This window comes from Actinokineospora sp. NPDC051303 (assembly GCF_055586285.1).
The window spans coordinates 1-26,949 of sequence record NZ_JBVJIN010000021.1; the positions used below are offsets into that span (position 1 = coordinate 1).

At 70.5% G+C, this 26,949-nt stretch carries 24 protein-coding genes; 5 read left to right on the forward strand and 19 right to left on the reverse strand.

The window, feature by feature from the left end; all coding sequences use genetic code 11:
- Together ACZ6SD_RS17700 and ACZ6SD_RS17705 are read right to left on the reverse strand one after the other, a co-directional pair.
- The coding region (locus tag ACZ6SD_RS17700; protein ID WP_465318100.1) for an IS30 family transposase at positions 1 to 535 on the reverse strand (535 nt) is incomplete at its 3' end.
- Between the two features lie 699 nt (positions 536 to 1,234).
- Complete coding sequence (locus ACZ6SD_RS17705) at positions 1,235 to 2,098, reverse strand: SGNH/GDSL hydrolase family protein (protein WP_465318011.1); 864 nt, start codon at positions 2,096 to 2,098, stop codon at positions 1,235 to 1,237.
- Positions 2,099 to 2,210: 112 nt separating this feature from the next.
- Here ACZ6SD_RS17705 and ACZ6SD_RS17710 point away from each other — a divergent pair, with 112 nt between their 5' ends.
- Positions 2,211 to 3,458, forward strand: a complete 1,248-nt coding sequence (locus ACZ6SD_RS17710) for a PucR family transcriptional regulator (RefSeq protein WP_465318012.1) — start codon at positions 2,211 to 2,213, stop codon at positions 3,456 to 3,458.
- A 325-nt stretch (positions 3,459 to 3,783) separates the two neighbouring features.
- Here ACZ6SD_RS17710 and ACZ6SD_RS17715 read toward each other — a convergent pair whose 3' ends face one another.
- Positions 3,784 to 5,628 carry an ABC transporter ATP-binding protein gene (locus ACZ6SD_RS17715; protein WP_465318101.1) on the reverse strand — a complete coding sequence of 615 codons (1,845 nt, stop codon included), beginning with the start codon at positions 5,626 to 5,628 and terminating at the stop codon, positions 3,784 to 3,786.
- 183 nt (positions 5,629 to 5,811) lie between these two features.
- On the opposite strand from ACZ6SD_RS17715, the gene ACZ6SD_RS17720 reads away from it, so the two are divergent.
- Entirely contained in the window at positions 5,812 to 7,074 is a 1,263-nt protein-coding gene (locus ACZ6SD_RS17720) for a glycosyltransferase family 87 protein (protein ID WP_465318013.1), read from the forward strand.
- A gap of 34 nt (positions 7,075 to 7,108) precedes the next feature.
- On the opposite strand, the gene ACZ6SD_RS17725 is transcribed toward ACZ6SD_RS17720, so the two are convergent.
- Positions 7,109 to 7,318: a helix-turn-helix domain-containing protein gene (locus ACZ6SD_RS17725; protein ID WP_026425090.1), complete on the reverse strand. Its 210-nt coding sequence runs from the start codon at positions 7,316 to 7,318 to the stop codon at positions 7,109 to 7,111.
- Between the two features lie 188 nt (positions 7,319 to 7,506).
- Entirely contained in the window at positions 7,507 to 9,135 is a 1,629-nt protein-coding gene (locus ACZ6SD_RS17730; RefSeq protein WP_465318014.1) for an ABC-F family ATP-binding cassette domain-containing protein, read from the reverse strand.
- A gap of 174 nt (positions 9,136 to 9,309) precedes the next feature.
- On the opposite strand from ACZ6SD_RS17730, the gene ACZ6SD_RS17735 reads away from it, so the two are divergent.
- On the forward strand, positions 9,310 to 10,071 hold the full coding sequence (locus ACZ6SD_RS17735; protein WP_465318015.1) for an SDR family oxidoreductase: 762 nt from the start codon (positions 9,310 to 9,312) through the stop codon (positions 10,069 to 10,071).
- Between the two features lie 51 nt (positions 10,072 to 10,122).
- Here ACZ6SD_RS17735 and ACZ6SD_RS17740 read toward each other — a convergent pair whose 3' ends face one another.
- From ACZ6SD_RS17740 to ACZ6SD_RS17750, 3 genes are all read right to left on the reverse strand, one after another.
- Complete coding sequence (locus ACZ6SD_RS17740; protein ID WP_465318016.1) at positions 10,123 to 10,626, reverse strand: hypothetical protein; 504 nt, start codon at positions 10,624 to 10,626, stop codon at positions 10,123 to 10,125.
- A gap of 49 nt (positions 10,627 to 10,675) precedes the next feature.
- Positions 10,676 to 11,338, reverse strand: a complete 663-nt coding sequence (locus ACZ6SD_RS17745; protein WP_465318017.1) for an acVLRF1 family peptidyl-tRNA hydrolase — start codon at positions 11,336 to 11,338, stop codon at positions 10,676 to 10,678.
- A gap of 79 nt (positions 11,339 to 11,417) precedes the next feature.
- Positions 11,418 to 12,974 carry a deoxyguanosinetriphosphate triphosphohydrolase family protein gene (locus ACZ6SD_RS17750; protein ID WP_465318018.1) on the reverse strand — a complete coding sequence of 519 codons (1,557 nt, stop codon included), beginning with the start codon at positions 12,972 to 12,974 and terminating at the stop codon, positions 11,418 to 11,420.
- A 394-nt stretch (positions 12,975 to 13,368) separates the two neighbouring features.
- Here ACZ6SD_RS17750 and ACZ6SD_RS17755 point away from each other — a divergent pair, with 394 nt between their 5' ends.
- A complete protein-coding gene (locus tag ACZ6SD_RS17755) occupies positions 13,369 to 14,463 on the forward strand; it encodes a lycopene cyclase family protein (protein WP_465318102.1) in 1,095 nt (364 codons plus the stop codon).
- 96 nt (positions 14,464 to 14,559) lie between these two features.
- Positions 14,560 to 16,284 (forward strand): bifunctional diguanylate cyclase/phosphodiesterase, encoded by a 1,725-nt coding sequence (locus ACZ6SD_RS17760; protein ID WP_465318019.1) that lies wholly within the window; start codon positions 14,560 to 14,562, stop codon positions 16,282 to 16,284.
- Between the two features lie 304 nt (positions 16,285 to 16,588).
- Here the strand turns inward: ACZ6SD_RS17760 and glmS are convergent, their stop codons facing one another.
- The 11 genes from glmS to ACZ6SD_RS17815 form a co-directional block, all read right to left on the reverse strand.
- The gene (glmS, locus tag ACZ6SD_RS17765) at positions 16,589 to 18,415 is read right to left on the reverse strand and encodes a glutamine--fructose-6-phosphate transaminase (isomerizing) (RefSeq protein WP_465318020.1); all 1,827 of its coding nucleotides are present in this window, start codon (positions 18,413 to 18,415) and stop codon (positions 16,589 to 16,591) included.
- Between the two features lie 35 nt (positions 18,416 to 18,450).
- The gene (locus ACZ6SD_RS17770) at positions 18,451 to 18,720 is read right to left on the reverse strand and encodes a hypothetical protein (protein WP_465318021.1); all 270 of its coding nucleotides are present in this window, start codon (positions 18,718 to 18,720) and stop codon (positions 18,451 to 18,453) included.
- A gap of 68 nt (positions 18,721 to 18,788) precedes the next feature.
- Positions 18,789 to 19,334, reverse strand: coding sequence for a G/U mismatch-specific DNA glycosylase (gene mug / locus ACZ6SD_RS17775; protein WP_465318103.1), 546 nt, complete (start codon positions 19,332 to 19,334; stop codon positions 18,789 to 18,791).
- Between the two features lie 779 nt (positions 19,335 to 20,113).
- Positions 20,114 to 20,455 (reverse strand): metal-sulfur cluster assembly factor, encoded by a 342-nt coding sequence (locus ACZ6SD_RS17780; RefSeq protein WP_465318104.1) that lies wholly within the window; start codon positions 20,453 to 20,455, stop codon positions 20,114 to 20,116.
- Positions 20,456 to 20,564: 109 nt separating this feature from the next.
- Positions 20,565 to 21,011, reverse strand: a complete 447-nt coding sequence (gene sufU / locus ACZ6SD_RS17785) for a Fe-S cluster assembly sulfur transfer protein SufU (RefSeq protein ID WP_465318022.1) — start codon at positions 21,009 to 21,011, stop codon at positions 20,565 to 20,567.
- Positions 21,011 to 22,303, reverse strand: a complete 1,293-nt coding sequence (locus tag ACZ6SD_RS17790) for a cysteine desulfurase (protein WP_465318023.1) — start codon at positions 22,301 to 22,303, stop codon at positions 21,011 to 21,013. Before ACZ6SD_RS17790 ends, sufU begins: the two co-directional genes overlap by 1 nt.
- Positions 22,304 to 22,365: 62 nt before the next feature.
- Positions 22,366 to 23,139: a Fe-S cluster assembly ATPase SufC gene (gene sufC, locus ACZ6SD_RS17795; RefSeq protein WP_465318024.1), complete on the reverse strand. Its 774-nt coding sequence runs from the start codon at positions 23,137 to 23,139 to the stop codon at positions 22,366 to 22,368.
- Positions 23,140 to 23,158: 19 nt separating this feature from the next.
- On the reverse strand, positions 23,159 to 23,473 hold the full coding sequence (locus ACZ6SD_RS17800; RefSeq protein WP_465318025.1) for a Rieske 2Fe-2S domain-containing protein: 315 nt from the start codon (positions 23,471 to 23,473) through the stop codon (positions 23,159 to 23,161).
- Entirely contained in the window at positions 23,470 to 24,606 is a 1,137-nt protein-coding gene (gene sufD / locus ACZ6SD_RS17805) for a Fe-S cluster assembly protein SufD (protein WP_465318026.1), read from the reverse strand. Before sufD ends, ACZ6SD_RS17800 begins: the two co-directional genes overlap by 4 nt.
- Positions 24,607 to 26,055 (reverse strand): Fe-S cluster assembly protein SufB, encoded by a 1,449-nt coding sequence (sufB, locus tag ACZ6SD_RS17810; RefSeq protein ID WP_465318027.1) that lies wholly within the window; start codon positions 26,053 to 26,055, stop codon positions 24,607 to 24,609.
- Positions 26,052 to 26,834 carry a helix-turn-helix transcriptional regulator gene (locus ACZ6SD_RS17815; RefSeq protein WP_465318028.1) on the reverse strand — a complete coding sequence of 261 codons (783 nt, stop codon included), beginning with the start codon at positions 26,832 to 26,834 and terminating at the stop codon, positions 26,052 to 26,054. The genes sufB and ACZ6SD_RS17815 overlap by 4 nt, the downstream gene beginning before the upstream one ends.
- Between the last annotated feature and the right edge of the window lie 115 nt (positions 26,835 to 26,949).

A 26,949-nucleotide genomic window follows, 5' to 3' on the forward strand; every position in this document is an offset into this window, starting at 1 on the left:
CGCCCTCCCAGAACCCGGGCACCGCCCGATCCTCGGCCTCCTTCGGGCGCTCGCTGATCGAGACCATCCCCGCGATCCGATCATGCGCCGGAACCCTCTTCGCAGGTGAGACCCGCCTCGCCCGCCCCGACCGCAACGCCCGGTACAGCAGGGCCCGCAACTCACCCCGGCCCTGGACGAACAGAGTCTGATAGATCGTCTCGTGCGAGATACGCATCTCCCCATCATCCGGGTGATCGGCCCGCAACCGGGTCGCGATCTGACCCGGGGACCACCGCAACCCCAGTTTCTCCACCACGTAGTCGCGGACCCGGCCCGGCCGCTCCAGTTTCCGGTCCTTCGGCCGAGCCCGCATCGCCTTCGCGCGCTTCCCCGCCGCGGTCGCCCGGTATCTCTGGTTGCCGCCGTTGCGGGCGACCTCCCGAGAGATCACCGAATGATGCCTGCCCAACAACAACCCGATCTTCCGGTGAGAGCGACCAACGGCCAGCTCCCGCGAAATCGTCTCCCGCTCGTCCGAAGACAACGGCACCATCAACGCCACCAGGCGACACCCCGATCAATCCCCAAGATCATCCCACAGCGTCGCACCGACCAGTTGAGACCAAGGGCCCCTACGAAGGAAGATCCCGTCGTGGGAAAGACGGGTGGGGAGCCTTCGGCCCCACGACCACGGCAAGTTTAGGGATCTTCCTTCACCCCCAAAGAAACCACTCCACCCCATCGAGCACCTGGCAGCGTCGGGTGCGGCTTCGTGAAGGGCAGGTTCGCTGCCCGGTCTTGCCCATCGAACACTGGGCGAGCGTTGGTCTGCCTGGCAGGGAGCGGTGTGCCGTTCCGCTCCCACCGAGCGTTCGACAGCTTGAGGTGCTGGTTGACGGAAGGGCGGGTTTGCTCCTTGTCCCACCCTCTGGCACCTGGCAGAGGGTGGGCGGCGGTTGGCAGCAGGGTGGCTTGTTGCTGCTCCACTCATCGAGCACCTGGCGGGTCTTCGTTCGGGCTGGCAGATGCTCGGGTGTGCTCCTTCATCACGTCACCCTTGCCACTACCACCAGTACCGGCGGCGCGGTCACCGCGAGCACTTGGCGGGGCAGGCGCTTGGCGAGCCAGGGGGCGGTTGGGGCACGGGAGGGGGCCGGGCTTGGGGGCTTGGGGTGGGGTCGTGCGGGAAGTGGACCTTGTGGGGTCGCCTTGTCCCGAAGGTGGGGCTTCGGGACAAGGCGGGAGAAGACTGTCAGGGCTTGGGGCTGTTCGCGGTGATGGCCGCTGCTACGGCTGTGCCGAAGGCGGCCATGCCGGTGGCGTTGGGGTGCAAGGGAGCGGCGGGGCTGGTGGGGAGGATGCCCTCCAGATAGCGGTCAGCGGGGGCGGCGCAGGTGTCGTGGCCCATGGAGACGCGGGCGATGTCTACGAAGGTGTCGCCGTGGGCTTCGGCTTGGGCGCGGAGGGTGGCGTTCAGTTTGTTGATCGAGCCCTGGATGTAGTTGGCGTCGCGGGCCCAGATCGGTTGGGTGGGGTAGCAGCCGTTGTTCCTGATGTAGGTGCCGTAGCCGACGACGACCACGTCCGCTTTGGGGGCGCGGGTGTGGATCTCGTCCAAGGCCGCGCTGAGCTTGGGGGTCCACGCGGTGATCGCGGCGGCGATGGCGTCCTTGCCGCCCGCGGTGAAGCGGTCGGCGCAGGAGAAGCCGATGGGTTCGGGCAGGAGGTTCAGGCAGGTCAGCGCGCGGGTGACCAGGTCGACGTCATTGCCGCCGATGGTGAGGGTCACCAGGTCCGTGTCCGCAGTGAGCGCGTCGTACTGGGGGGCGACGGCGGGAGACTGCCTGGCGCTGAAGTCGGTGAGTTCCGCGCCGGAGCAGGAGACGTCGGTGAGGGTCGCGCCGAGGGCCTTGGCGACCACCGTGGGGTAGTTCCGGTCGGAGCGCAAGCAGGCGAGGGAGGTCTGGTTCGGGATCAGCGGGCCCGCCGCGGCCGAGTCGCCGAGGGCGACGTAGTTCAGGGGGTCCTCGGCCTGGGCGCCGGGGCCCCAGGGCAGCATCAGCCCGACGGCGGTCGCCGCGGCAGCCACCACGGCGATCGGTCCTCGTACCCGCATGTGAGCCTCCACGATTGTTGGGGCTACCAATCGGTAACCCGGTCGTCATATGGTGCGGGGCACAGCCAGGACGGTGAGCTGGAAGTTCCCCCAAACATCATGGAGGGCCGTTGTGACAGCGCCCAACGCCAACGCGATCACCTTCGGTGGAACTTCGCTGCACGAACGGCTGACGGTCGCGCTGCCCGCCCTCGCGACCGCGGTCATCGACCGCCTGGTCGACCAGGTCCCGGTCTACGACAGGCTCCCCGCGGAGGAACTGGACGGGGACGTGCGGACAATCGTGGAGCAGACCATCCGCCGGTTCAGCGAGGTGCTGCGCGACCGGCGGGTGCCCGGGCCGGGCGAGTTGGCTGAGATCCGTGAGTCGGCGGCCAAGCGCGCCGAGGAGGGGCTGCCGATCGAGGCGGTGATCGCGGCCTACTACGCCGGAGCGCAGTGCTGCCTCGACATCATGGAGCCCGCGGCGGGACCGGAGGACCTGGTCTCGGTCTTCGCCGCGCATCGGCTCCTGCTCGACTACCTCGCCCTGGTCGGCGGCGTGGTGGCGGCGGGTTATCTCGAAGAGCGCCGGTCGTCGTTCGGTGAGGAGCACGACGCCCGGCAGTCACTGCTCTCGGCGCTGCTCGACGGGCAGCCCGCGGACGAGGTCGCCGAGTGGGCCGGGATCAAGCTGCCCGCGTGCTACCTCGTGCTCGGGATGACGGTCGGCCCGCACCCCGACGAGGGCCATCCCGACGTCGACCGGTCGGTGGCCGCCCGGCGGAAGCTGCGCAGGCTGCGGTCCGAGCTGAACCGGCTCACCCGGGAACCGGCGCTGACCGCGCTGTCGATCGACGGCGGGCTCGCCCTCGTCCCCTACCACGTGCCGCCAGCCAAGCTGTCCGCCGAGGACTGGAACTGGCTCGACGCGCTCGTGGCGCGGCTGGCCAGGGCGGCCGGGGCCGACATCGTCGCGGCGGTGGCGCCCACCGAGCCGCAGGACGTGGCCGCCGCCGCGCGGCTGGCCGGTGAGCTGCGCGAGGTCGCGGACGTGTTCGACAAGCCGCCAGGCGTCTACCGGCTGTCCGACCTGCTGCTGGAGTACCAGCTCACCCGGCCCAGCCCCGCGCGCGACCAGCTCGCCGCGCTGCTCGCCCCGGCGGCCACGAAGCCCGAGCTGCTGCTCACCCTGCGCACGTTCCTCACCACCGGCCTCAACCGCAGGCAGACGGCCACCCGCCTGCTGGTGCACCCCAACACCGTGGACTACCGGCTGCGCAAGATCGCCACCTTGAGCGGGCTCGACTTCACCCGGCAGGAAGACCTGCTCACCGTCCGCGCCGCCCTATCCGCGTTCGACGCGACCGCACGGCGCTGACTCGCTCCACCACCCCTCCCCACCAGCACGACCAGAATCAGGCCTGCGACCCGAAGGCCGAAGCCCGGCGCGCTCTCTCCGTCCGACACATGCACTAGGACCTGCTGGCCACCGCCCGGCGCCGACGCCACTCAGGCGCGACGTCCTCATGACGACCTGGGTCCGACAGAGTCAGCGACCGCTTTCTGCAGGCGGCCAGCCATGGGGACCGCGCTCGCCCATCCCAACCGGGGTCAAGCCAGCACCACCGATGGTGATCAACCCCGCCGGGCAATCACCACCGCCGACTGCCCGAACACCGGATGCCGACCCGCACCGCGACCGGTCAGGCCGCGGCCTCCTCGTGGGCGAACTGGGTCCGATACAGATCCGCGTAGCGACCGCTCGTGGCCAACAGCTCGTCGTGGGTGCCGCGCTCGACCACCCGGCCGCCCTCCACAACCAGGATCAGGTCGGCGGCTCGGATGGTGGACAGCCGGTGCGCGATCACCAGCGCCGTGCGGCCGGATAAGGCGTGGGCCAGGGCTTCCTGGACCGCCACCTCCGACTCGGAGTCCAAGTGGGCGGTGGCCTCGTCCAGGATCACGACCCGGGGCTGGGCGAGCAAGAGCCGGGCGATGGTCAGCCGCTGCCGTTCGCCGCCGGAGAGCCGGTAGCCGCGCTCCCCCACCACCGTGTCCAGCCCGTCGGGCAGGGACTCGACCAGCGCGGCGAGCCGAGCGCGGCGCAGCGCCTCGTGAATCTCGGCGTCGGTGGCGTCCGGGCGGGCGTAGGCGAGGTTCGCGCGGATGGTGTCGTGGAACAGGTGGCCGTCCTGGGTGACGACGCCGACTGTCGACCGGAGCGCGGCGAACGACAGGTCCCGCACGTCCACTCCGGACAGCCGGACCGCACCGGCGTCAACGTCGTAGAGCCGGGGCACCAGTGCGGCGATGGTCGACTTGCCCGCCCCGGACGGGCCGACCAGGGCCACCATCTGGCCGGGCTCGGCGCGGAACGACACCCCGTGCAGCACCTCTTGGCCGCCGCGCTGGTCCAGCACCGCGACCTCCTCCAGCGACGCCAGCGACACCTTGTCCGCTGCCGGGTAGCCGAAGCGGACGCCGTCGAACTCGACCGACACCGGGCCGGGCGGCGTCTCCCGCGCGTCCGGCTTCTCGGCGATCATCGGCGGGAGGTCGAGGACCTCGAAGATCCGCTCGAACGACACCAGGGCGGTCATCACGTCGACCCGGACGTTGGCCAGCGCGGTCAGCGGGGTGTAGAGGCGGGTGAGCAGCAGGGCCAGCGCCACGACCGTGCCGGGCGCCAGCTCGCCGGTCAGCGCCAGGTAGCCGCCGAGGCCGTAGACCAGGGCCTGGGCCAGCGCGGACACCAGTTGCAGGCTGGTCATGAACCAGCGGGTGGCCATCGCCGTGCGCACGCCGATGTCGCGCACTCGGCCCGCGCGGGCGCCGAACTCCTCAACCTCTACTTGAGGTCGACCGAACAGCTTCACCAGGGTCGCGCCGGGCGCGGAGAACCGCTCGGTCATCTGCGTGGTCATGGCCGAGGCCAGTCCCGCCGCCTCGCGCTGGAGGTCGGCCATCCGGCGGCCCATGCGGCGCGCGGGCAGGACGAAGACCGGTAACAAGACCAGCGCGAGCAGGGTGACCTGCCAGGACAGCGTCATCATCACCGCGAGCGAGAGCACCAACTGGATCACGTTGGTGACTAGCCCCGAGAGAGTCGAGGTAAAGGTGCGCTGCGCCCCGATAACATCGTTATTAAGTCGGCTGACCAGCGCGCCGGTCCTGGTGCGGGTGAAGAAGGCGACCGGCATCCGCTGCACGTGCTCGAACACCGCCCGCCGCAGGTCGTAGATCAGGCCCTCGCCGATCCGCGCCGACTGCCAGCGCTCGGCCACGCCCAGGCCCGCGCCCACGATGGCCAGACCGGCGATGCCGACCGCGAGCCACACGACGACCGACACGCCCTCGCGGTTGACGATCGCGTCGACCACCTGGCCCGCCAACAGCGGCGAGGTGACCGCGAGCACCGCCGAGACGACCGTGAGCAGCAGGAACACCACCAGCCGCGGCCGGTGCCGGGCGCTGAATTGGAACACCCGGCGCACGGTGCCCTTGCGCAGCCCCTTGGGCATGTCGGCGGCCTTCATCGCGCCTGCCATGAGTCTGCGCGGGCTTTCCACGTCGTTCCCCTCGCTCCGAAATTACTGTGACCCCACTAGAACACCACAGGGGTCTGACAACTTCCCCGACGAGAGGCCGCGCACCGCCGGTGCCCCGCGCACGAGGGGCGCGCGGCGGGCTGGGTAGCCTGCGGACCGGGCGACGGGGAGGGCGGGCCGGGGATGCGGCGTGGGTGGACACTGCGGCTCGACGTGGCGCTCTACGCGGTGGCCGCCGTCGCCGCCCTGGTGACCGCCTTCGCCTCCGAGTTCTACGGCTACCGGGTGTGGGGCAACTTCGCCGCCCCGGCTTACCTGGCCGCGTTCGCGCTCACCGTCCGGATCTGGTTGACCGGCCGAGGGTCGCGGTGGACACCCGTGTGGGTGGCGTGGGCGGCGGGCACGGTCGCGCCGATGCTGTTCCTGGTGTTCCGGCGGGCGCCGTCATTCGTGTGGGGGCCGTGGCCGTGGTCGTTCCCGGCGCAGCCCGAGGTGTGGGTGATCGAGCGGTCCGCGCGCGCGCTGTTCGCCGAGGGAACGCCCTACCTCGACCTCGACACCCTCGGCCGCGCGCCGCACCCCGACGACTACACCCCATACGGGCCCGCCATGACCTTGTTCGGCTTCCCCCGGGCATGGTTCGGCGACCACCCGCTCACCGACTCACGGGTGATGTTCCTGCTGGTCAGCGTGGCGGCGATCGCGACGGCCTGGCGCCTGCTGGGCAGGCCGCCGGTGCCGGTGCGCGCCGCGCATCTGGCCGTGGTGAGCCCACTCACCGCGCTCACCCTCACCGTCGCGGGAGACGACGTCGCGGTGATCGCGCTGATCGTCCTGGCGGGCGTGCTCGCCTACCGCGCCGGTCCAGCCTGGAGCGGCGCGCTGTGCGCGGTGCTGGTGACCATGAAGCTGACCGCCCTGCCCGCCGCGGCCGTGCTGGCCGTCGGCGTGCTGGCGAGCCGGGGCAGCCGCGCGTTCGCCGCGTTCATCTGCGCGCTGGGCGCGGTGGGCGTGGCGATCGTGCTGCCGGTCCTGGCCGCCGATCCGGCCGCGTTCGTCGAGCACGTCGTCAAGTTCCCGGTCGGGCTCGGCCGGGCGAGTTCCCCCGCGTCGAGCCCATTGCCGGGGCACCTGGTGGCGAGCATCGGCCCCGTGGGCCACACCGCCGCTCTAGTCCTGTTGGGACTGGCGGCCTGCGCCGTGGCCGCGTGGGTCACCCTGCGTCCACCTCGGACACCGGCGGACGCCATGCTGCGCGTCGCGACGGGACTTGGCGCCGCGATCGCGTTGGCACCAGCCACCCGATGGGGATATCTGGTCTACCCGGTGGCGCTGCTCGGCGCGATGATCGCGTTCACGCCTGCCGCGCGGGAGCAGACCGGAGAACCTGTTTCGGCGTTCGATTCCGGTGTGGACAGCGCGGCGGAGGCGTCGCGACCGACGTGATGTCCACTCTGAACCGGTGCAGTCGGGCTGGCGGCTACTTCTTCTTCGTGCGCGTCGCACCGCCGCGTCCGCGCAGGGTCACACCGGACTCCGAGAGCACTCTGTGCACGAATCCGTAGGAGCGGCCCGTGCTTTCCGCGAGCGCTCGGATGCTGGCTCCCTTCTCGTACTTCTTCTTCAGGTCGGTGGCAAGCTTGTCGCGCGTGGCACCGGTGATCCGCGCGCCTTTCTTGAGGTCAGCCACGTTGTCCGCCTTCCGTCGCGAGTGGTGGGGGCCACGGATGCCCCCTACCGCCGCAATGATCGAACACGGTGGCGCGGAATGCCAGACGAGATGGCGAAAAAAGTGAGAGATCCTTCGTTCACGTCCACGGCCCCAAGTCGGGACTCTGCGTGATGACGGAATACAAGATCCCAGCAAAACGGCCAATTTCAGGCGAGCTGCACGAGTTCGAGGTACTCCGCTGACCAGTGGTCCTCGGTGCCGTCTGGGAGAAGGATCACCCGCTCGGGTTCCAGTGCTTCCACCGCACCGGGGTCGTGTGTAACCAAGACGACGGCGCCGGTGTAGCGGCGCAGCGCGTCGAGGACCTGCTCGCGGCTGGCCGGGTCGAGGTTGTTCGTCGGCTCGTCCAAGAGCAGCACGTTGGCCGCGCTGGAAACCAGCCCGGCAAGCGCCAGACGGGTCTTCTCGCCGCCGGAGAGCGTGCCCGCGGGCTGGTCCAACTGCTCACCGGTAAACAGGAACGTGCCCAGCAGCGACCGCAACTGCTGTTCCTGGGTGTCCGGGGCGGCGTGCCGGATGTTGGTCCACACGCTCGCGGAGTGGTCCAGCGTCTCGTGCTCCTGCGCGTAGTACCCCAGCCGCAGGCCGTGGCCCGGGACGATGCCGCCGGAATCGGGCTTCTCCATGCCGCCGAGCAGGCGCAGCAGGGTGGTCTTGCCCGCGCCGTTGAGACCGAGGATGACGACCCGGGAGCCCTTGTCGATGGCCAGGTCGACACCGGAGAAGATCTCCAGCGAGCCGTAGGACTTGCTCAGCCCCTCGGCCATCAGCGGGGTCTTGCCGCAGGGCGCGGGCTCCGGGAAGCGGATCTTGGCCACCCGGTCGGCCTGGCGGACCTCATCGAGGCCGGACACCAACTTCTCCGCGCGCTTGATCATGTTCTGCGCCGCGACGGCCTTCGTGGCCTTGGCGCGCATCTTGTTGGCCTGGTCCATCAGGACCGACGCCTTCTTCTCCGCGTTGGCCCGCTCGCGCCTGCGGCGCTTCTCGTCGGCGGCGCGCGCGTCGAGGTAGCGCTGCCAGCCCATGTTGTAGATGTCGACCTCGCCGCGCATGGCGTCGAGGAACCAGACCTTGTTCACCACGTCGGCGAGCAGCTCCACGTCGTGGCTGATGACGATCAGCCCACCGCTGTGGCCCTTGAGGAAGCCGCGCAGCCAGGTGATCGAGTCGGCGTCGAGGTGGTTGGTCGGCTCGTCCAGCAGCAGGATCGTGCCCGCGCCGCCGCCAGCGCCCGCCTCGGACGCGGCGAACAGGATGCGGGCCAGCTCGACCCGGCGGCGCTGTCCGCCGGACAGGGTGCGCAGCGGCTGCGCCAGGATTCGGTCGGCGAGGCCGAGGTTGGAGCAGATGCGGGCCGCCTCGCTCTCGGCGGCGTACCCGCCGAGCGAGGAGAAGCGCTCCTCCAGGCGGCCGTACTTGCGCACGGCGGCGTCGCGGACCTTCTCGTCGGCGTGCTCGGCCATGGCCGTCTGCGCCTTCTCCATCTCGCGCAGCAGCTCGTCCAGCCCGCGCGCGGAGAGCACCCGGTCTTTCGCGGTGACCGACAGGTCGCCCTCGCGCGGGTCCTGCGGCAGGTAGCCCAGCTCGCCCGAGCGGCGCAGGTCGCCGCTGTAGGGCTCGCCCTCGCCAGCGAGGACGCGCAGCGTGGTGGTCTTCCCGGCGCCGTTGCGGCCGACCAGGCCGATGCGGTCGCCCGCCTGGACGCGCAGGGTCGCGTCGGACAGCAGGATGCGCGAACCCGCGCGCAGTTCGAGATCAGTGGCGGTGATCAAGTGAAGGCTCCGTCGCTAGCGTGGTCGTGGGCAGGGGTGATGCGCTCACGAGCAGTGGCTCGCGAGCCCGCCTGCGCATCAGTCGATGAGGAGCACGAGGCCCAGTCTACGCAGGGGCCGCCACCGGTTTTGCCCCCGTTCGATACTAAGCGCTCGCTTAGCTAGAGTCCCGGCATGACTTTCACCGGGAAGACCGCGCTCGTCACCGGGGCCAGCCGGGGAATCGGCCTGGCCATCGCCACCGAACTCGCCCGAGGCGGGGCCGCGGTCGCCATCTCCGCGCGCAAGCAGGAAGCCCTCGACACCGCCGCGGACGACATTCGCGCGGCGGTGCCGGGCGCGCGCGTGCTGTCCGTCGCGGGCAACACCGGGCGCGACGAAGACCGCGCGGCCGTCGTAGAGCGGACCGTCGCCGAGTTCGGCGGGCTGGACGTGCTGGTCAACAACACCGGGATCAACCCGGTGTACGGCCCGCTGATGGACGCCGACCTGACCGCGGTCCGCAAGATCTTCGACACGAACGTGGTGGCCGCGCTCGGGTTCGTGCAACTGGCGTACCGGGCCTGGATGGCCGAGCACGGCGGCGCGGTGATCAACGTCGCCTCGGTGGCCGGTCTGCGGTCCTCCGGGGTGATCGCGGCGTACGGGGCGAGCAAGGCGGCGCTGATCCGGCTCACCGAGGAACTCGCGTGGCAGCTCGGCCCGCGCATCCGGGTGAACGCCGTCGCGCCCGCGGTCGTGAAGACGCGCTTCGCCGAAGCCCTCTACACCGACCGCGAGACCGACGCGGCGGACGTCTACCCGCTCAAGCGCCTCGGCGAGCCGGAGGACGTGGCCCGGCTGGTGGCGTTCCTGGCCTCGGACCAGGCGGCCTGGATCTCGGGCGAGACCGTGCGGGTCGACGGCGGCCTCCTGGCCACCGGCACCCTGGGCTGACGTCCCCGGCCGCGCCTTGAGCGCGGGCGCGTGGCCCGATGTCCCCGATGGCTAGGCCGTGGGGCTCGGCGTGGTCGTGGGCGCGGGGGTCGTCGTGGTCGACGGGGCGGGCGAGGGCTCCCCCCACGGGCCGCGACCGAACGGCGGGCGGGGGTCGCCGGGCCGGAAGTCCGGGCGCACGCCGTCGGGCAGGTCGCCGCGGAAGTGCTCAAAGCGGGAATGGCCGGGACGGCGGTCGCCCGCGTCCCCGATGAAGTACCCCGCCACGCCGCCCGCGACGAGGAGACCCGCGCCGACCAGTGCGGCGACCAGCAGGCTCACGGTGCGCTTTGACCGAGCGGGCTGGGCGGGCGGCGCCTGCGGCGGGACCGGCGGACCGCTCTGGGCCGGGGAAGCGGCGTCCTGAGCGGAAGATCCGGCCGCCGGGGCGGACGGGGATTCGGCTCGCGTCGTGGACTGGGGGTCGGCGGTCCCGGCGGGGGTGTCGTCGGGGCTCGGCGAGCCAAGGGGCTGCGTCGGCTGCGGCCCGTCGTCGGGCCTGGGGTTGTCACTCATGGGTACACGATGCGCCCTGAACCTGTGTCCGCGCTGTGCGTGGCCTAAGTCATTTGGGGTCGCGGACCACGATCTCGACGGAGAACGCCCGGGTGGCGGCGTCGTCCAGCACCGAGCGGCGGGGGTCGGGCACGGCCAGGACTCGGGGCTGGGCCAAGGCGAACACCGGAGCCAGCCGCCGGTCGGCGCGCAACGTCTCCAGCGCCTTGTGGTCGCCGCCGAGCACCACGGCATCCAACTCGGACACCCGCGTCCCGAGCACCTCGACGGCATCCTGGGCGGCCGCCTCCAGCGCGTGCCGCGCCTGCCCCTCCCGACGCCGGGCGAACCGTTTCTGCGACCAGCCGCCCGCCGCGCTGCGGCCGTGGACGAGCGTGCGGTCGGTCCGCGAGACCACGACCCGGCCCGCCTCGGCGACGCCGACGCTGTGCCCGCCGAGCCGCACCAGCAGCAGCCCCACCCGGCGCGGCAGCGCCAAGTGCCGGACCAACGCCGCGACCGGCTCCCCCGCCGCTTCCGCCAGCGGCGGGAACGGGACCGCCGCGGTGGCCGTGGCCCCGTCCGCCGCCTCGATGACGACCTCGCCCGGCCCCAGCGCCGTCCGCGTGATGCCGCCGTGCCGCTCGGCGAACCGGTCGAACCACCCGGACAGCCGCTCGGCCGGGACCTCGACCGCCCGCCCGCCGCCCGCGACCGCCCTGGCCTTGCTCACCGACCCACCACTCTCACCGTCCGGCCACTAGCCCACTCCCCTGACACCTTCCCAAGCCTCCGCCGCTCCGAGTCAGCCATCACAGCACGAACGCGTCCGACCAGAACTGTCCGGTTCGGCCGGACAGGGCCTCCAGCAGGGAAGCGGCCTGGCCGTCGGTCAGCGACGCGACGAAGTCGATGACCGCGCGGCCCTTGGCCAGCGACGACACCGCGGCCGGTCCCCGCGTCGCCTCCCCGGTCGCGCCGACCAGGGTCTCGGGCTGGTGCTCGGCCAGGTCCGTGTACTCGGCGCGGGCCAGCTCCACCAGGTCATGCAGGCGGCGGGGCAGGCGGTCGGCCTCGTAGCGGTCGCCCAGCCACTGCTCCAGCGCCTCCACCAGCTTGGTGAGCAGGCGGGCCTGGCCGCGCTGGTGCAGCGCGAGGTCCGGGCGCAGCAGCACGAACCGGCGGTGCACGAACTTGAGCACCTGCACCTCATGCCACTGCTGCCTGCCCAGCAGCACGTGTCCGGAACGGGTCGACGGGTTCGCCACGACGTGCATGCCCGCGACCAGCCGGGCGGTCCAGCCCGAGGAGAACCGGCCGAACGCCTGTTCAGCGGCGACCGAGCCGTCGAAGGGGGCGGCGAGCAGGTCGTCCACCAGCTCGGCGCGGACCCGGGAGACCGCGGCGGCGAACGCGTCGTCGTCGACCATCCAGGAGTCGCGGGTGTGCAGGCGCCTGCGCAGGGTCTCCAGGGACTGGCCGGGCTTGCGCTGGCGCGCGGACAGCTCAGCGGTGTCGAGCGCGGCGAACTCGGCCCGCTCCGCCTCCCACTGGCCCAGCTCCGCCGACACCGGGGCGTGCTGCAGGACGCCGATGCGGTGGAAGTCCTCCAAGTCGTGGATGGCGTAGGCGATGTCGTCGGCGTTGTCCATCACCGACGCCTCGACGGTCTGCTGCCACTGCTCGATCCGGCCCGCGAACGGCACCCGGGCCTGGGCGAGGTCGTCCAACTCGGTCACGTAGGCGGAGAACTTGCTCGACCCGGTGCCCGGCGCGTCCCGGGGCTCGGCGGCGCCGCGCGGCGGGTCGGGCAGGTCGCGCGGGTGCGGGGCGGGGTGCGACAGGCGGGTCCACGGGTACTTGAGCATCGCGGCCCGCACGGCTGCGGTGAGATCGAGGCCCGCCGCGAGCGGGCCCCGGGTGTCGGTGGTCGTGACGATCCGGAAGCTCTGCGCGTTGCCCTCGAACCCGTCCGGCAGCCCGAACCGGTGCCGGGCGAGCCGGTCGAGCACCTGCTCGCCGAGATGGCCGAACGGCGGATGCCCCAGGTCGTGCGCGATGGCCGCGGCCTCGACCACATCGGGATCGCAGCCGCCGAGATCCTCCAGCAGCGGCGCCAAGTCCGGATCGGACACCAGGCGCTCGGCGATGGCGCGGCCGACCTGGGCGACCTTGAGGCTGTGCGTGAGCCGGTTGTGCAGCAAGCCGGACCCGCTGGGGCTGACCACCTGGGTGACACCGCCTAGCCGCGCGAAGAACGGAGAGGCGACGATCCGGTCCCGATCGACGCGGAAGGGGCTGGCGGCGAGGTCGGCGCTGCCAGCGCCGCGGTCGCGGCGGGACTCGCGCTGTCGCAAGTGGTCGACCATGTGGCTGAGCCTAGGGCGGTCTCATCCTCGGTACGTGCGGGGCTGGCTGTGTTGGTTGGCTCGATGGGGTGGAGTGGTTCCCTGGCTGGGTTGCGGGGTCTGCTCGATGGGGTGGAGTGGTTTCTTCGGGGCCCCTACGAAGGAAGATCGCCGTGTGAAAGACGGGTAGGAAGCCTACGGCCTCACACGCGCGCAGCCAGCTTAGCGATCTTCCTTCTCCCCCGAAGAAACCACTCCACCCCATCGAGCACCTGGCAGCGTTAGGTGCGGTTGGCAGTCGGGCGGTTGGCAAGAGGCGGTTGGTAGGAGGGCAGGTTCTCGATACAGGCGGGGTGGGCCGCTTGCGGTGGTGGAGGGGTTTGCGTGGTGGGATCGGGAGGTGGATGTCGTGGTGGTGGGGGGTGGGCCCGCGGGGTGGGCGGTGGCCGACGCTTGTGCTCGGCTGGGGGGTGAGGTGTTGCTCGTCGATCCTGATCCGTGTGGGGTGTGGCCTGCTACCTATGGGGTGTGGGACGACCAGTGCGGTGACCTTCCCTCGGGGGCTCGGGTGGTTCGGGCGTCGGTTGTGTGGGCGGGTGGGCGGGCGCTGGGGCGGGGGTACGCGGTGTTGGACAACGCGTCGGTGGTGAGTGCGTTTGCTCAGGGGGGTGTTCGGGTCAGGAAGGACCGGGTGGTAGGGGCTGAGTTCGGGGGGCGTGGGGCCACGGTCGCGTTGGGTTCGGGTGGGCGGGTGGCTTGCCGGGTGGTCGTGGACGCGAGCGGGGCGCGGCGGGTGGTGTCGGGGGGTCCCCTGCGGGGGCAACGGGTGGAGCAGACCGCTTACGGGATGGTGTTGCCCGCCGACGTGGTGAGTGGGGTGGTCGCGCCGGGTGAGGTGGTGTTCATGGACTGGAGTGCGCCGCCGACGTTTCTCTACGCGGTTCCGCTCCCTGGCGACCGGGTGCTGGTGGAGGAGACCTCGTTGGCCCGTCGGCCGGGGGTGGGGTTCGCGGAACTTCGGGCGCGGCTGGAGGCTCGGCTGGGCGCGGCGGTGCGGCCGCTGGGGGTGGAGCGGGTGCGGTTTCCGTTGGACATCGCGCCTACGCCGCCGTGGCATCGGGGGGCGGTGCCGTTTGGGGCGGCGGCGGGGATGGTCCATCCGGCGACCGGCTACAGCGTGGGGGACGCGCTGGCGACCGCGCCGAAGGTGGCCGAGGCGATCGTGGCGACCCGGGGGGCGCGGGCGGCCGCGGCGGCGGGTCGGGCCGCGGTCTGGACGCCCGCCGCGCGGGCCGTGCACGCGCTGCGGCAGCGTGGGCTGCGCGCGCTGCTGGCGCTGCCGCCCAACCGGATGCCCGCGTTCTTCGACGCGTTCTTCGCCCTGCCCGACGATCTCCAGCGGGCCTATCTCAGCGGGCGGGAAGACGTCCGCGGTACGGTCGCCGCCATGGCCGCGATCTTCCGGAACTCCCCGTGGGAAATTCGCGCGAAGCTGGCCCTATCTCGATAGTTGCCGACCAGATTGCCGCAGGTCAGCGGAGCGCCGTTATCCGCCACACAGCTAGATGAACAGATGGTGACAACGGCTTCCATTATCGCCAATACCATGCACGATATCGGTGTGACCGTGGTGCCGGACGTCGACTTCGCGTTCCAGCCGTTGCTCAGCACTCGAACGGGCGAGCCAGTGGCCGTCGAGGCGCTGGCCCGACCCAAATCCGGTGGGATCTACGACCTGCTCAGGGCAGCGGGCAAAGCGGGCAAGCTTATCGAGACCGACATCTCGCTGGCCTGCCGCGCGGTCCTCGCCGCCGGGGAGGGCGAGCTGCCGCTGCACCTCAACCTGGTCGCCGCCACCGCGACCACCCCCGACGACCTGACCCGGTTCCTCCGCCCCGTCTTGGCGCAGACCGACCGGCAGCCCAGGGACATCGTCCTGGAGATCACCCCGCCGTTCAGCCGGGTCCACCGCGCGGAACTGGTCAACGGGCTGGCCCGGCTGCGGCACGAGGGCTACCGCCTGGCGTTCGACTCCGTCGGCGACGGCGACCTGCCGCTGTCGCTGCTGGTCGACGTCCGCCCCGACCTGGTCAAGATCGACGCGCACCTGATCAGCGGACTGCCCGACGACACCGCGAGCCTGGCCGTGGTCGAATCCCTCGCCCAGTACTGCACCCGCACCGGGACCCGGCTGGCCGCCGTCGGCGTCGAAGCCGAAGACCAACTGCTGTGCCTCAACCGGCTGGGCGTGCGCCTCGCGCAGGGCAACCTGCTCTGCGGAGCCAGCGAGGGCAACGGAATCTCGCTGCCGCTGCCCCGCCCGGTCGCCGAGATCATCGAACTCAACACCCACACCGGCGGTGTCCCCTCGCAGGTGCCCCTGGTCGCCGACTTCCTGCGGCCCGCGACGACGATGCCCGAATACGCCACCGCGGAAGAGGTCCGCGACGCCTTCGCCGAGCAGCCCGAGGTCAACGGCGTGGTGCTGGTCGACTCCGAGGGCAGGCCGGTCTTCAGCGTCGAACGCAGCCGCTTCCTGATCGCCGTCACCGGCCCCTACGGGCACGCGCTGAACGCGAAGAAGCCCGCGTCCCGGCACGCCGACACCCCCCGCGTCATCCACGCCGACGCGACCGGCCTGCAACTGCTGGAAATGGTCAGCGACGCCGACTGGGAACGCTCCGGCGAAGACGTCATCGTCGTCGACGCCGACGACGTGTGCATCGGCGTAGTCCGCCTGACCGAGGTCGTCCGCGGCGTCGCAGAAGCCAAAATCGAACAGGCCGCCGCCCTCAACCCCCTGACCCGGCTGCCGGGCAGCGAGTCGGTGGACCGCGAAATCGACCGCCGCATCGAGCGGCTGGAGATGTTCGTGGTGGCCTGGCTGGACGTCGACTCGTTCAAGGCGGTCAACGACACGGTCGGCTTCGCCGCGGGCGACGACCTGATCCGCTCCATCGGCCGCGCGCTGAGCGACGCCGCACGCGAACTACCCGGCACGCGCGTCGCCCACGTGGGCGGCGACGACTTCCTGATCGTGGCGGACCTGGACGAAATCGCGGCGCTGGCTTCCCGGCTGGTGGACCGGCCGTGGATGACCGAGGGCATGTCGGTGAGCGTGTCGCTGGCCTCGCTGGTGTGCGGGGTGCGGTCGGTGGCCTCGTACCGGGAGGCTTCCCGGTTGCTGGCGCCGCTGAAGAAGGCGGCCAAGGCGGTGCACGGGTCGAGCTGGGTGCTTGGGCGGCCGGGGACTGATCGGGTCGAGATTCTGCGTGGGCGGCCGGGGGCTCCTCCTGCGCCGCCTCGGCATGCTCTGCATGCTGCTGGCTGACGGTTGGTTCCGGGGTTTCGTCGTGGGCTCGATGGGGTTCCGTGGGCTGCGTTTCGTGGGGTCTGCTCGATGGGGTGGAGTGGTTTCTTCGGGGCCCCTACGAAGGAAGATCGCCGTGTGAAAGACGGGTGGGATGCCTTCGGCCTCACACGTGCGGAGCCAGCTTAGCGATCTTCCTTCTCCCCCGAAGAAACCACTCCACCCCATCGAGCACCTGGCAGGGTCCGTGCGGCCTGGCAGGTGGGTGGGTGGGTGAGTGAGTCAGTGAGTGACTGGGGGCTGGGGCTCTTGGGGGTTCTGGGGGCTACTCGACTGTGACGCTCTTGGCCAGGTTGCGGGGCTTGTCTATGTCTCGGCCCAGTTCTGCGGCTATGTGGTAGGCCAGTAGTTGCAGGGGGATGGTTAGGAGGATGGGGTCCAGTTCTGGCTCGCCGCGTGGTACTCGGATCACCTCGTCTGCTAGGCCCTCGGGGATTTCTGCGTTGGTGACGGCGATGACGGGGCCGCCTCGGGCTCGGATTTGTTCCATGGTGCCGATGTTCTTGGCCAGCAAGTCGTCGTGAGGGACGACGACCACGCTGGGCATGTCGGGGTCGATGAGGGCTAGGGGGCCGTGCTTGAGTTCTGCCGACTGGTAGGCCTCGGCGTGGACGTAGGAGATTTCCTTGAGTTTTTGGGCGCCTTCGCGGGCTACCGGCCAGCCGCGGACGCGGCCAAGGAAGAACATGTGGCGGGCGTGGGCGTAGCGCTTCGCGACCTCTTGGACCTTTCCGTCCTCGGCCAGGATCTCCTCGATCTGGGCCGGTAGGGCGCGGAGGCCGGAGACGATCCGTTGGCCGGAAGCCGTCGACAAGTCGCGGACCCGGCCGAGCAGCAGGCCGAGCATGGCGAAGGAGACCGTCATGTTGGTCAGGGCCTTGGTCGAGGCGACCGAGACCTCCGGGCCCGCGTGCAGGAACACGCCGCTGCCGCACTCGCGGGCGATGGCGCTGCCGACGACGTTGACCGCGCCGATCACGCGGCCGCCCTTGCGGCGCAACTCCTGGACCGCGGCCAAGGTGTCCAGGGTCTCGCCCGACTGGCTGATGGCGACGTACAGGGCGTCCGGGTCGACAACCGGGTTGCGGTAGCGGAACTCCGAGGCCGGTTCGGCGTCCGCGGGGATGCGGGCCAGTTCCTCGACCAGGGTCGCGCCCATCTGGCCCGCGTAGTAGGCCGAGCCGCAGCCGAGGAACTTGACCCGGCGGATCGCGCGCAGGGCCATCGGGTCCAAGCCGAGGCCGCCGAGGTGAGCGGTGGCGAAGCGCTCGTCGAGGCGGCCACGCAGGGCGCGGGCGACGGCTTCCGGCTGCTCGGCCATCTCCTTGCGCATGAAGTCGGGGTGGCCGCCCAACTCGTAGTCGTCGGCGGCGAGGTCCACTGTGGTCGGTTGCTTGCTGGTGCGCCGAGCCTCCAAAGTGGACGTCCGGTAGTCGCCGGCGCGGACAGTGGCCAGTTCGCCGTCATCGAGGAACACCACCCGCTGCGTGTGGTGCACCAGGGCAGCGACGTCGGAGGCCACGAACATCTCGCCGTCGCCGATGCCCAGGACGATCGGGCTGCCGTTGCGGGCCACCACCAGCTCGTCGGGGCGGGTGCGGTCCAGCACGACCAGGCCGTAGGTCCCCTCGACGTGGCGCAGCGCGGACCGGACCGCGTCCTCAAGCGAGCCGGTCTCGATCTCGGCCGCGATCAGGTGGGCTAGCGCCTCGGTGTCCGTCTCGGACACCAGGGTCACGCCCTCGGCGGTGAGCCGGGCGCGCAACTGCTCGGCGTTCTCGATGATCCCGTTGTGCACCACCGCGATCCGGCCGTCAGCGTCCAGGTGGGGATGCGCGTTGCGGTCCGACGGCTCCCCGTGGGTGGCCCAGCGGGTGTGCGCGATCCCGATCGTCGCCGGGCTCGGTGCCGACTCGGCGAGCCGGTCACGCAGCTCCTGCACCCGGCCCGCGGCCTTGGTGACCGTGATCCGCCCCCGCCGCACCACCGCGACACCGGCCGAGTCGTACCCCCGGTACTCCAGCCGGTGCAACCCCTCCACCAGCACCGGGGTGGCCGCCTTGGCCCCCACGTACCCGACGATCCCGCACATATATTCTCCTGCCTTGAAACGATCATTGTGGCGATTCAGCCATAGACGATGCGGCGCAACTGGCGCTCGGACAGCTCGGGCGCGGCCACCGGCCGGGCGGCGAGCTCGGCCGTCAGCGCACTCCAAATCTGCGCGTTGCGGTACTGCTTGCGCCGCAGCTCAGCGTGCCTGCGGCGGACGTAGGTCTCAGCCGTCTCCCCGAAATAGCCGATCACGTCCGCGACAACCCGCGCCGCGACCGCGGGCGGCAGCCCGGTGGTCCCGACGACGTGCCGGACGAGGTCCGGCGGCGGTGACTCGGTCACGGGTGCCGACAGTGGCAGCAGACGGGCCCTTGACGCAACTTTCCTGCCCGGATTCGGGCACACGAACGTCAGAGCAGGGACTCCCGCAGCGCGCGGAACTCGGCCGCCAAATCAGGCAACTGGTAATGCGCGTTCAATCCGCTCGGATTGGGCAAGACCCACACCCGGGCCCCCTCGATCAGTTCGGGCTGGGGGCCAATCGCGGCCTTCGGAACGGCGAAGGCCGTGCGGTAAGCGGTGACGCCGACCACCGCCACCACCCGCGGCCCATATTCGGCGACGACCCGCCGCAGCCGCTCGCCACCCGCGGTCAGCTCGCCGACGTCGAGTTCGTCCGCCCGCGCGGTCGCCCGGGCGACCAGGTTGGTGACCCCCAAACCGAAGGCGGGCAACAGGTCCTGCTCATCCGGCCGCAGTTGGCGCGGGGTGAAGCCGGACAGGTGCAGCGCGGGCCAGAACCGGTTGCCAGGCCGGGCGAAGTGGTGACCGGTGGCGCCGGAGTAGAGCCCTGGGTTGATCCCGCAGAACAGGACGTCCAAGCCCGGCGCGAGCACGTCGGCGATGGTCCGGTCCTTGGCGGCGGCAAGCTGGTCACGAGTGGGTCGGGGCACCACCTCATGGGAACAGAAGACGATCACCGCCGCCACCGACAAAGGCATCCTTGCGACCCACCTCGGGATTGGGCCCCACGCTTCCTTTGCGTCCTTTGTGACCACGCGCAGGATCAGCGGACGGACTCAAATCAACCACCGGAACACTGGCGGCACCAAGGTAAGCGGGCGATGCCACTCCAGCCAGGATCTCTCCCCCCTCTCTTTTTCCCACCCCCGATTACCATCAATTATCTTGATAGGAAGTAGGGCAATGCTGATTTCGGTACCAGGGCGAAGGTGCTGCGGCAGTACACAGGGGAAGACGGGCAGGGACAGAAAGGCGCGATGGAACAGGGGGCAAGCCGAGCAGAGGGAAGGACCAGCAGGCAGGGACAGAGGGAGGCGACAGCGACAGAGGGAGTGAGCGCAGAAGCAGGGAACGGCAGGGGGAAGTGAGCGAAGGAAGCGATGGGAAGGAAACAGAGCGAGAGCGAGAAGGAGAGCGAGAAGGAGAAGGAGAAGGAGGATGGAAGTGAGGAACGAGTGGGTGGGAGGGCGGGGTGCGCCTACCGGTGGCGGAGCGTGCTGGAAAAGACCGAGGCCGCTTTCACCACGCGGAACGTGGGAAAGCGGCCTCGGGGTTGATCAGCGCGGGACTGCCAATGGTCAGCGGCTCGGTGCGGGACCGCAGCCTGACCGCGAACCGCCGTGTGTCGGGGCTGCGGTTAGGCAGGACCGCGACCGGGCAGTGCGCGGTATCACGGATTTACGGCTGAGCATTGAGCCGCTGCGAAACCCCGTTAAACGGTGAACCCGAGAGCGCGGAGCTGCTCACGGCCGTCGTCGGTGATTTTCTCCGGGCCCCACGGGGGCATCCAGACCCAGTTGATGCGGAAGTCGTTCACCAGGCCGCCGCCGGTCAGGGCGGTGCGGGTCTGGTCCTCGATCACGTCGGTCAGCGGGCAGGCGGCCGATGTCAGCGTCATGTCGATCGTGGCCGTGTTGTCGTCCTCGACTCGGATGTCGTAGACCAAGCCCAGGTCGACCACGTTGATGCCCAGTTCGGGGTCGACCACGTCGCGCATGGCCTCTTCCACGTCGTCCAACGTGGCCACGTCGGCTCGGGGGGCCTGGTCGGGCATGCCCGCCGCGCCGCGCTGGATCTCATCGTTGTCGCTCATGCGGCCACCTCACAAGTTCGGGGGCTGCGCGCGCCAACACCCTGTGTCAATGATTCGCTCGCAAGCTCGCTCATGTTGTCGTCACTCCTTCGGCACGGGCAACCGCGTCCTTGAAAGCCATCCAGCCCAGCAGGGCGCACTTCACGCGCGCCGGGTACTTGGCCACGCCCGCGAAGGCGATGCCGTCCTCCAGCACGTCCTCGTCCGGCTCGACCTTGCCCCGGCCCTGCATCAGCTCCACGAACGCGTCCAGCTTCGTGAACGCCTCCGCGACCGGTTTGCCCACCACCAGGTCGGTCAGCACCGAGGTCGACGCCTGGCTGATCGAGCAGCCCTGGCCCTCGTACGACACGTCCGCCACGGTCGCGCCGTCGAGTTTCACCCGCAGCGTCACTTCGTCGCCGCAGGTCGGGTTGACCTGGAAGGACTCGGCGTCGAACGGGTCGCGCAGGCCGCGGCCGTGCGGGTTCTTGTAGTGGTCCAGGATGATCTCCTGGTACATCTGCTGGAGCTGCATCACACCACCCCGAAGAACGCCCGCGTCGCCCGCACCCCGGCGAGGAACGCGTCGACGTCGGCGAGGTCGTTGTAGATGTAGAAGCTCGCCCGCACGCTCGCGGGCACCCCGAGCCGCCGGTGCAGCGGCCACGCGCAGTGGTGCCCGACGCGCACCGCGACGCCCTGGTCGTCGAGCACCTGGCCCGCGTCGTGCGGGTGGATGCCCTCGACCACGAACGACACGGCGCCGCCGCGCCCGGCGACCTCGCCTGCGGCGTCCAAGGTGGGACCGAGGACCCGGATGCCGGGGATCTCGGCGAGGCCGCGCAGGGTGGCCACGGTCAACTCGTGCTCGTGCTCGGCCACCCGGTCCATGCCGAGCACGGACAGGTAGTCGACCGCAGCGGCCAGCGCGACCGCCTGCGAGGTCATCGGCGTGCCCGCCTCGAACCGCTGCGGCGGCGGCGCGAAGGTCGACTTGGCCATCTCGACCATCTCGATCATCGACCCGCCAGTGAGGAACGGCGGCATGGTCTCCAGCAGCTCACGGCGCCCGTAGAGCACGCCGAGCCCGTACGGGCCGAGCATCTTGTGGCTGGAGAACACCGCGAAGTCGACCCCCAGCGCGGGGAAGTCGACCGCGGAGTGCGGCACCGACTGGCACGCGTCGAGCACGGTCAGCGCGCCCACCGCGCGGGCCCGCGCGACCAGCACGTCGACCGGATTGACTGTGCCGAGCACATTGGACTGGTGGGTGAACGCGACGACCTTGGTCCGTTCGGTCACCAGCGAGTCCAAATCGGACAGATCTAGCCTGCCCTCGTCGGTGACGCCGAACCAGCGCAGGGTCGCCCCGGTGCGCTGCGCGAGCTGCTGCCAGGGCACCAGGTTCGCGTGGTGCTCCATCTCGGTGACCACGATCTCGTCGCCGGGACCGAGCACGAACCGGGCCGCCTCCGGGCCGGAAGTCGCCGCGTTGCCCATGGCGTACGCGACGAGGTTGATGCCCTCGGTGGCGTTCTTGGTGAACACCAGCTCCCCCGGCTCGGCGCCGACGAAGGCCGCGATCCGGGCGCGGGCGTCCTCGTAGGCGTCGGTGGCCTCTTCGGCGAGTTGGTGCGCGCCGCGGTGGACGGCCGAGTTGTGCTGTTCGAGGAACGCGCGCTCGGCGTCGAGGACCTGCCGGGGCCGCTGCGAGGTGGCGCCGGAATCCAGGTACACCAGCCGTTTGCCGTCGCGGACAGTGCGGCCGAGGATGGCGAAGTCGGCGCGCACGGCGTCGACGTCCAGCGGCGATGTCGCGGTGGTCACCTGACCGGCACCTCCTGTCTGTGCTCGCTGTCTCAGTGGGGAAGCCTCTGCTCGGTGCAACGTCAGGAAGCGCTCGCGGCTTCCTGGATGCCCGCGTATTTCACATAGCCCTCGGCCTCAAGCTGGTCGGCCAGCTCGGGTCCGCCGGACTCGACAATGCGGCCGCCCGCGAACACGTGCACGAAGTCCGGCGCGATGTGGCGCAGGATGCGGGTGTAGTGGGTGATCAGCAGCACGCCCGCCTCGCCGGATGCCTTGAACCGGTTGACGCCCTCGGACACCACGCGCAGCGCGTCGACGTCGAGGCCGGAGTCGGTCTCGTCCAGGATGGCGATCTTCGGGTTGAGCAGGGCGAGCTGCAGGATCTCGTGGCGCTTCTTCTCGCCGCCGGAGAAGCCCTCGTTGACGCTGCGCTCAGCGAAGGCGGGGTCCATGTCGAGTTCCTTCATCGACTCCTTGACCTCCTTGACCCACTGGCGCAGCTTCGGGGCCTCGCCGCGGATCGCGGTGGCCGCGGTGCGCAGGAAGTTGGACGTCGACACCCCGGGCACCTCGACCGGGTACTGCATGGCGAGGAACAGGCCAGCGCGGGCGCGCTCGTCCACGCTCATCGCCAGCACGTCCTCGCCGTCGAGGGTGATCGAGCCGGAGGTCACCTCGTACTTGGGGTGACCGGCGACGGCGTAGGACAGGGTGGACTTGCCGGACCCGTTCGGGCCCATGATCGCGTGGGTCTCGCCCGCCTTGACGGTGAGGTCGACGCCCTTGAGGATCTCCTTAGGGCCGTCGTCGGTGCTCACCGAGACGTGCAGGTCCTTGATCTCCAACGTGGCCATTGCGCTTGTTTCCTAAAAGTCAGTTGAGTGTGGTGGTGACATCGACGCGCACCTGGTCGTCCACAATGGACACCGGGTACACATCGACCGGTTCGGTCGCGGGCGGCGCGGAGGGAACGCCGGTGCGCAGGTCGAAGCACGACCCGTGCAGCCAGCATTCCAGCCCCTTGCGCGCCAACTCCCCTTCGGACAGCGCCAGCGCGGCGTGCGAGCACTCGTCGCGCAGGGCGTGCACCTCGTCGCCTTGGCGCACCAGCACGACGGCGACGCCGCCGACCTCGACGGCGTGCGGCTTGCCGTCGTCCAGTTCGGACAGCGCGCAGACGGGGATCATGCTCCGACGGCTTCCAGTTCGGCCTCGATCGCGGCCTCCAGGCGCTCGCGCACCTCGGGAACCTGGATCTTCATCAGCAGCTCGTGGAAGAAGCCGCGCACGACCAGGCGGCGGGCCTGGTCCTCCGGGATTCCCCGCGCCTGCAAGTAGAACAGCTGCTCGTCGTCAAAACGGCCGGTGGCGCTGGCGTGGCCCGCGCCCGCGATCTCGCCGGTCTCGATCTCCAGGTTCGGCACCGAGTCGGCGCGGGCGCCGTCGGTGAGCAGGAGGTTCCGGTTGAGCTCGTAGGTCTGGGTGCCCTCGGCCGCGGCCCGGATCAGCACGTCGCCGATCCACACCGTGTGCGCGTCCTGGCCCTGCAACGCGCCTTTGTAGGTCACGTTGGAAGTGCAGTTCGGGACCGCGTGGTCGACAAACGTGCGGTGCTCGAAATGCTGGCCCGCGTCGGCGAAGTACAGGCCGGACAGGTCGACCTCGCCGCCCTTGTCGGCGAAGGCCGCCGTGGGCGAGACCCGCACGACGTCGCCGCCGAGGGTGACCACGGTGTGCCGCAGGCGCGCGTCGCGGCCGATCTTGGCGTGGTGCGCCGAGACGTGCACCGCGTCGTCCGCCCAGTCCTGAATGGACACGACGGTCAGCTTGGCGCTGTCGTCCAGGACGAACTCCACGTTGTCGGCGTAGACACCGGAGCCGCGGTGGTCGATGACCACGACGGCCTCGGCGAAGCGCTCCGCGCGGATCTGCAGGTGGCCGTAGGCGAGCTTGCCCGCGCCGGGCCCGGTGACGGTCACGGTGACCGGCGCGGACGCGACGACTTCTTTGCCCACGGTCAGCACCGTCGCGGCGGTGAACGAGCTGTACGCCTGCGCGGCGACCCGGTCGGCGGGCACGCCGCCCGCGCCGAGCCGGGCGTCGGCGCGGTCCACCGTCTCGACGGTCACCTCGGCGGGCGCGTCGACCTCGACCGACGCCGCCCCGGTCGCGGCGGCGCCGGTGTGCAGACCGGCGAGCCGCTTCATCGGCGTGAAGCGCCAGATCTCCTCTCGCCCGGTGGGCTGCTCGAACGCCTCGACGTCGAACGAGGTGAACCACTCCGCGCGGGAGGCCTCGGGAACAACAACAGCGGTCGTCATTTAGCCGACGGCCCCTTCCATCTGCAGTTCGATCAGGCGGTTCAGCTCAAGGGCGTACTCCATGGGCAGCTCGCGCGCGATGGGCTCGACAAAGCCGCGCACGATCATGGCCATGGCCTCGTCCTCGGTGAGGCCGCGCGACATCAGGTAGAACAGCTGGTCGTCGCTGACCTTGGACACCGTGGCCTCATGCCCCATCGACACGTCGTCCTCGCGGATGTCGACGTAGGGGTAGGTGTCCGAGCGGCTGATCGTGTCGACCAGCAGCGCGTCGCACTTGACCGTGGACTTCGAGTGGTGCGCCCGCTTGTTGACCTGGACCAGGCCGCGGTAGGAGGTGCGGCCGCCGCCGCGGGCCACCGACTTGGAGATGATGGTCGAGGACGTGTGCGGCGCGAGGTGGACCATCTTCGCGCCCGCGTCCTGGTGCTGGCCCTCGCCAGCGAAGGCGATCGAGAGGACCTCGCCCTTGGCGTGCTCGCCCATCAGGAACACCGCCGGGTACTTCATGGTGACCTTGGAGCCGATGTTGCCGTCGATCCACTCCATGGTCGCGCCCTCTTCGGCCTTGGCGCGCTTGGTGACCAGGTTGTAGACGTTGTTCGACCAGTTCTGGATGGTCGTGTAGCGGCAGCGGCCGCCCTTCTTCACCACGATCTCGACCACCGCGGAGTGCAGCGAGTCCGAGGAGTAGATCGGCGCGGTGCAGCCCTCGACGTAGTGCACGTAGGCGCCCTCGTCGACGATGATCAGGGTGCGCTCGAACTGGCCCATGTTCTCGGTGTTGATCCGGAAGTAGGCCTGCAGCGGGATCTCGACGTGGACGCCCTTGGGCACGTAGATGAACGAGCCGCCCGACCACACCGCGCCGTTGAGCGCGGAGAACTTGTTGTCCCCGTGCGGGATCACCGAGCCGTAGTACTCCTCGAACAGCTCCGGGTGCTCCTTGAGCGCGGTGTCGGTGTCGAGGAAGATGACGCCCTGCCGCTCCAGCTCCTCATTGATCTTGTGATAGACCACTTCGGACTCGTACTGGGCGGCGACACCGGAGACCAGACGGGCCTTCTCGGCTTCGGGGATGCCCAGCTTGTCGTAGGTGTTCTTGATGTCCTCGGGCAGGTCCTCCCAGGACTGGGCCTGCTTCTCCGTGGAGCGCACGAAGTACTTGATGTTGTCGAAGTCGATGCCCGACAGGTCGGCGCCCCAACTCGGCATCGGCTTGCGGTCGAAGAGGCGCAGCGCCTTGAGGCGCGACTCCAGCATCCACTCGGGCTCGCTCTTCTTGGCCGAGATGTCCCGAACCACGGCCTCGGACAGCCCGCGTTGGGCGGTCGAGCCCGCGGTGTCGGAGTCGGCCCAGCCGTACTCGTAGCGGCCCAGGGTCTCCAGAGTCTCTTCCTGGGTCAGCGGCTGGGGCGTGGTGGTGCGCTGCTCGGCAGCGGCAGTCATAGGGACTTCCCTCCATCCGGAACGGGTGGTGCGGTGGTGCCGGGAGGCGGCTCGTCCCCGGCGGCGGCCTGGTCGGCAGGCGCGTGGGGGACGTGGGTGGTGCACGCGGCGTCGCCGCGGGCGATGGTCGCCAACCGCTGCACGTGGGTGCCGAGCAGGTCGGCGAACGCCGCCGTCTCGACCTCGCACAGCTGGGGGAACTCCGCCGCGACGTGCGCCACCGGACAGTGGTGCTGGCACAGCTGCTCCCCCGCGCCGACGCTGCGCGTCGACGCGGCATAGCCCTCGCGGGTCAGGGCCAAGGCCAGTGCCTCGGCCCGCGCCGCGGGGTCTCCCGGCGCGGTCACGGCGTCGCGGTGCCGGTCGACCAGAGTGGCCACCCGGCGCTCGGCGAACGCGCGGACCGCCTGCTCCCCCCCGCTTTCGGCGAGGAAGCGCAGCGCGGAGATCGCGAGGTCGTCGTAGGCGTGCCCGAACCGCGACCGACCGGCCTCGGTGAGCAGGAAGAGCTTGGCCGGCCGTCCGCGGCCGCGGTGGCCGAGGCGGGGGGCGTCACGGGTGTACGCCTCTCCGTCGGCAACCAGCGCGTCCAAGTGCCTGCGGACGGCGGTGGGGCTCAGTCCCAGCGCCTCGGCGATCGCGACCGCCGTGACCGGCCCCTGCTCCAGCAGCAGCCTGGCCACGCCCTGGCGGGTGCGGCCGTCGGCCTGCTGCCCGGCCGCGGCGGGACCGGCGTCGGTCTCCTCCGAGGCACGCGGAGCGGGGGCGGTCTTTTTCACAACACAAGTGTGTCTTATTTCGTTCGAGACAGCAAAGATGGAGGTCACACCGGTGACCGGGCTCACGTCACAGCCGTTCGGGGGCGATGCCTGCGATCAACGGGGGACATTGTGC

What these genes read in the sequence shown, in the direction of transcription:
- sufU (WP_465318022.1), bottom strand. Translation starts at nt 21,011, where the DNA reads ATGCAGCTCCAGCAGATGTACCAGGAGATCATCCTGGACCACTACAAG.
- ACZ6SD_RS17705 (WP_465318011.1), bottom strand. Translation starts at nt 2,098, where the DNA reads ATGCGGGTACGAGGACCGATCGCCGTGGTGGCTGCCGCGGCGACCGCC.
- ACZ6SD_RS17720 (WP_465318013.1), top strand. Translation starts at nt 5,812, where the DNA reads ATGCGGCGTGGGTGGACACTGCGGCTCGACGTGGCGCTCTACGCGGTG.
- ACZ6SD_RS17780 (WP_465318104.1), bottom strand. Translation starts at nt 20,455, where the DNA reads ATGCCCGACCAGGCCCCCCGAGCCGACGTGGCCACGTTGGACGACGTG.
- ACZ6SD_RS17715 (WP_465318101.1), bottom strand. Translation starts at nt 5,628, where the DNA reads ATGGCAGGCGCGATGAAGGCCGCCGACATGCCCAAGGGGCTGCGCAAG.
- ACZ6SD_RS17735 (WP_465318015.1), top strand. Translation starts at nt 9,310, where the DNA reads ATGACTTTCACCGGGAAGACCGCGCTCGTCACCGGGGCCAGCCGGGGA.
- sufC (WP_465318024.1), bottom strand. Translation starts at nt 23,139, where the DNA reads ATGGCCACGTTGGAGATCAAGGACCTGCACGTCTCGGTGAGCACCGAC.
- ACZ6SD_RS17760 (WP_465318019.1), top strand. Translation starts at nt 14,560, where the DNA reads ATGCACGATATCGGTGTGACCGTGGTGCCGGACGTCGACTTCGCGTTC.
- glmS (WP_465318020.1), bottom strand. Translation starts at nt 18,415, where the DNA reads ATGTGCGGGATCGTCGGGTACGTGGGGGCCAAGGCGGCCACCCCGGTG.
- ACZ6SD_RS17740 (WP_465318016.1), bottom strand. Translation starts at nt 10,626, where the DNA reads ATGAGTGACAACCCCAGGCCCGACGACGGGCCGCAGCCGACGCAGCCC.
- ACZ6SD_RS17800 (WP_465318025.1), bottom strand. Translation starts at nt 23,473, where the DNA reads ATGATCCCCGTCTGCGCGCTGTCCGAACTGGACGACGGCAAGCCGCAC.
- sufB (WP_465318027.1), bottom strand. Translation starts at nt 26,055, where the DNA reads ATGACTGCCGCTGCCGAGCAGCGCACCACCACGCCCCAGCCGCTGACC.
- sufD (WP_465318026.1), bottom strand. Translation starts at nt 24,606, where the DNA reads ATGACGACCGCTGTTGTTGTTCCCGAGGCCTCCCGCGCGGAGTGGTTC.
- ACZ6SD_RS17750 (WP_465318018.1), bottom strand. Translation starts at nt 12,974, where the DNA reads ATGGTCGACCACTTGCGACAGCGCGAGTCCCGCCGCGACCGCGGCGCT.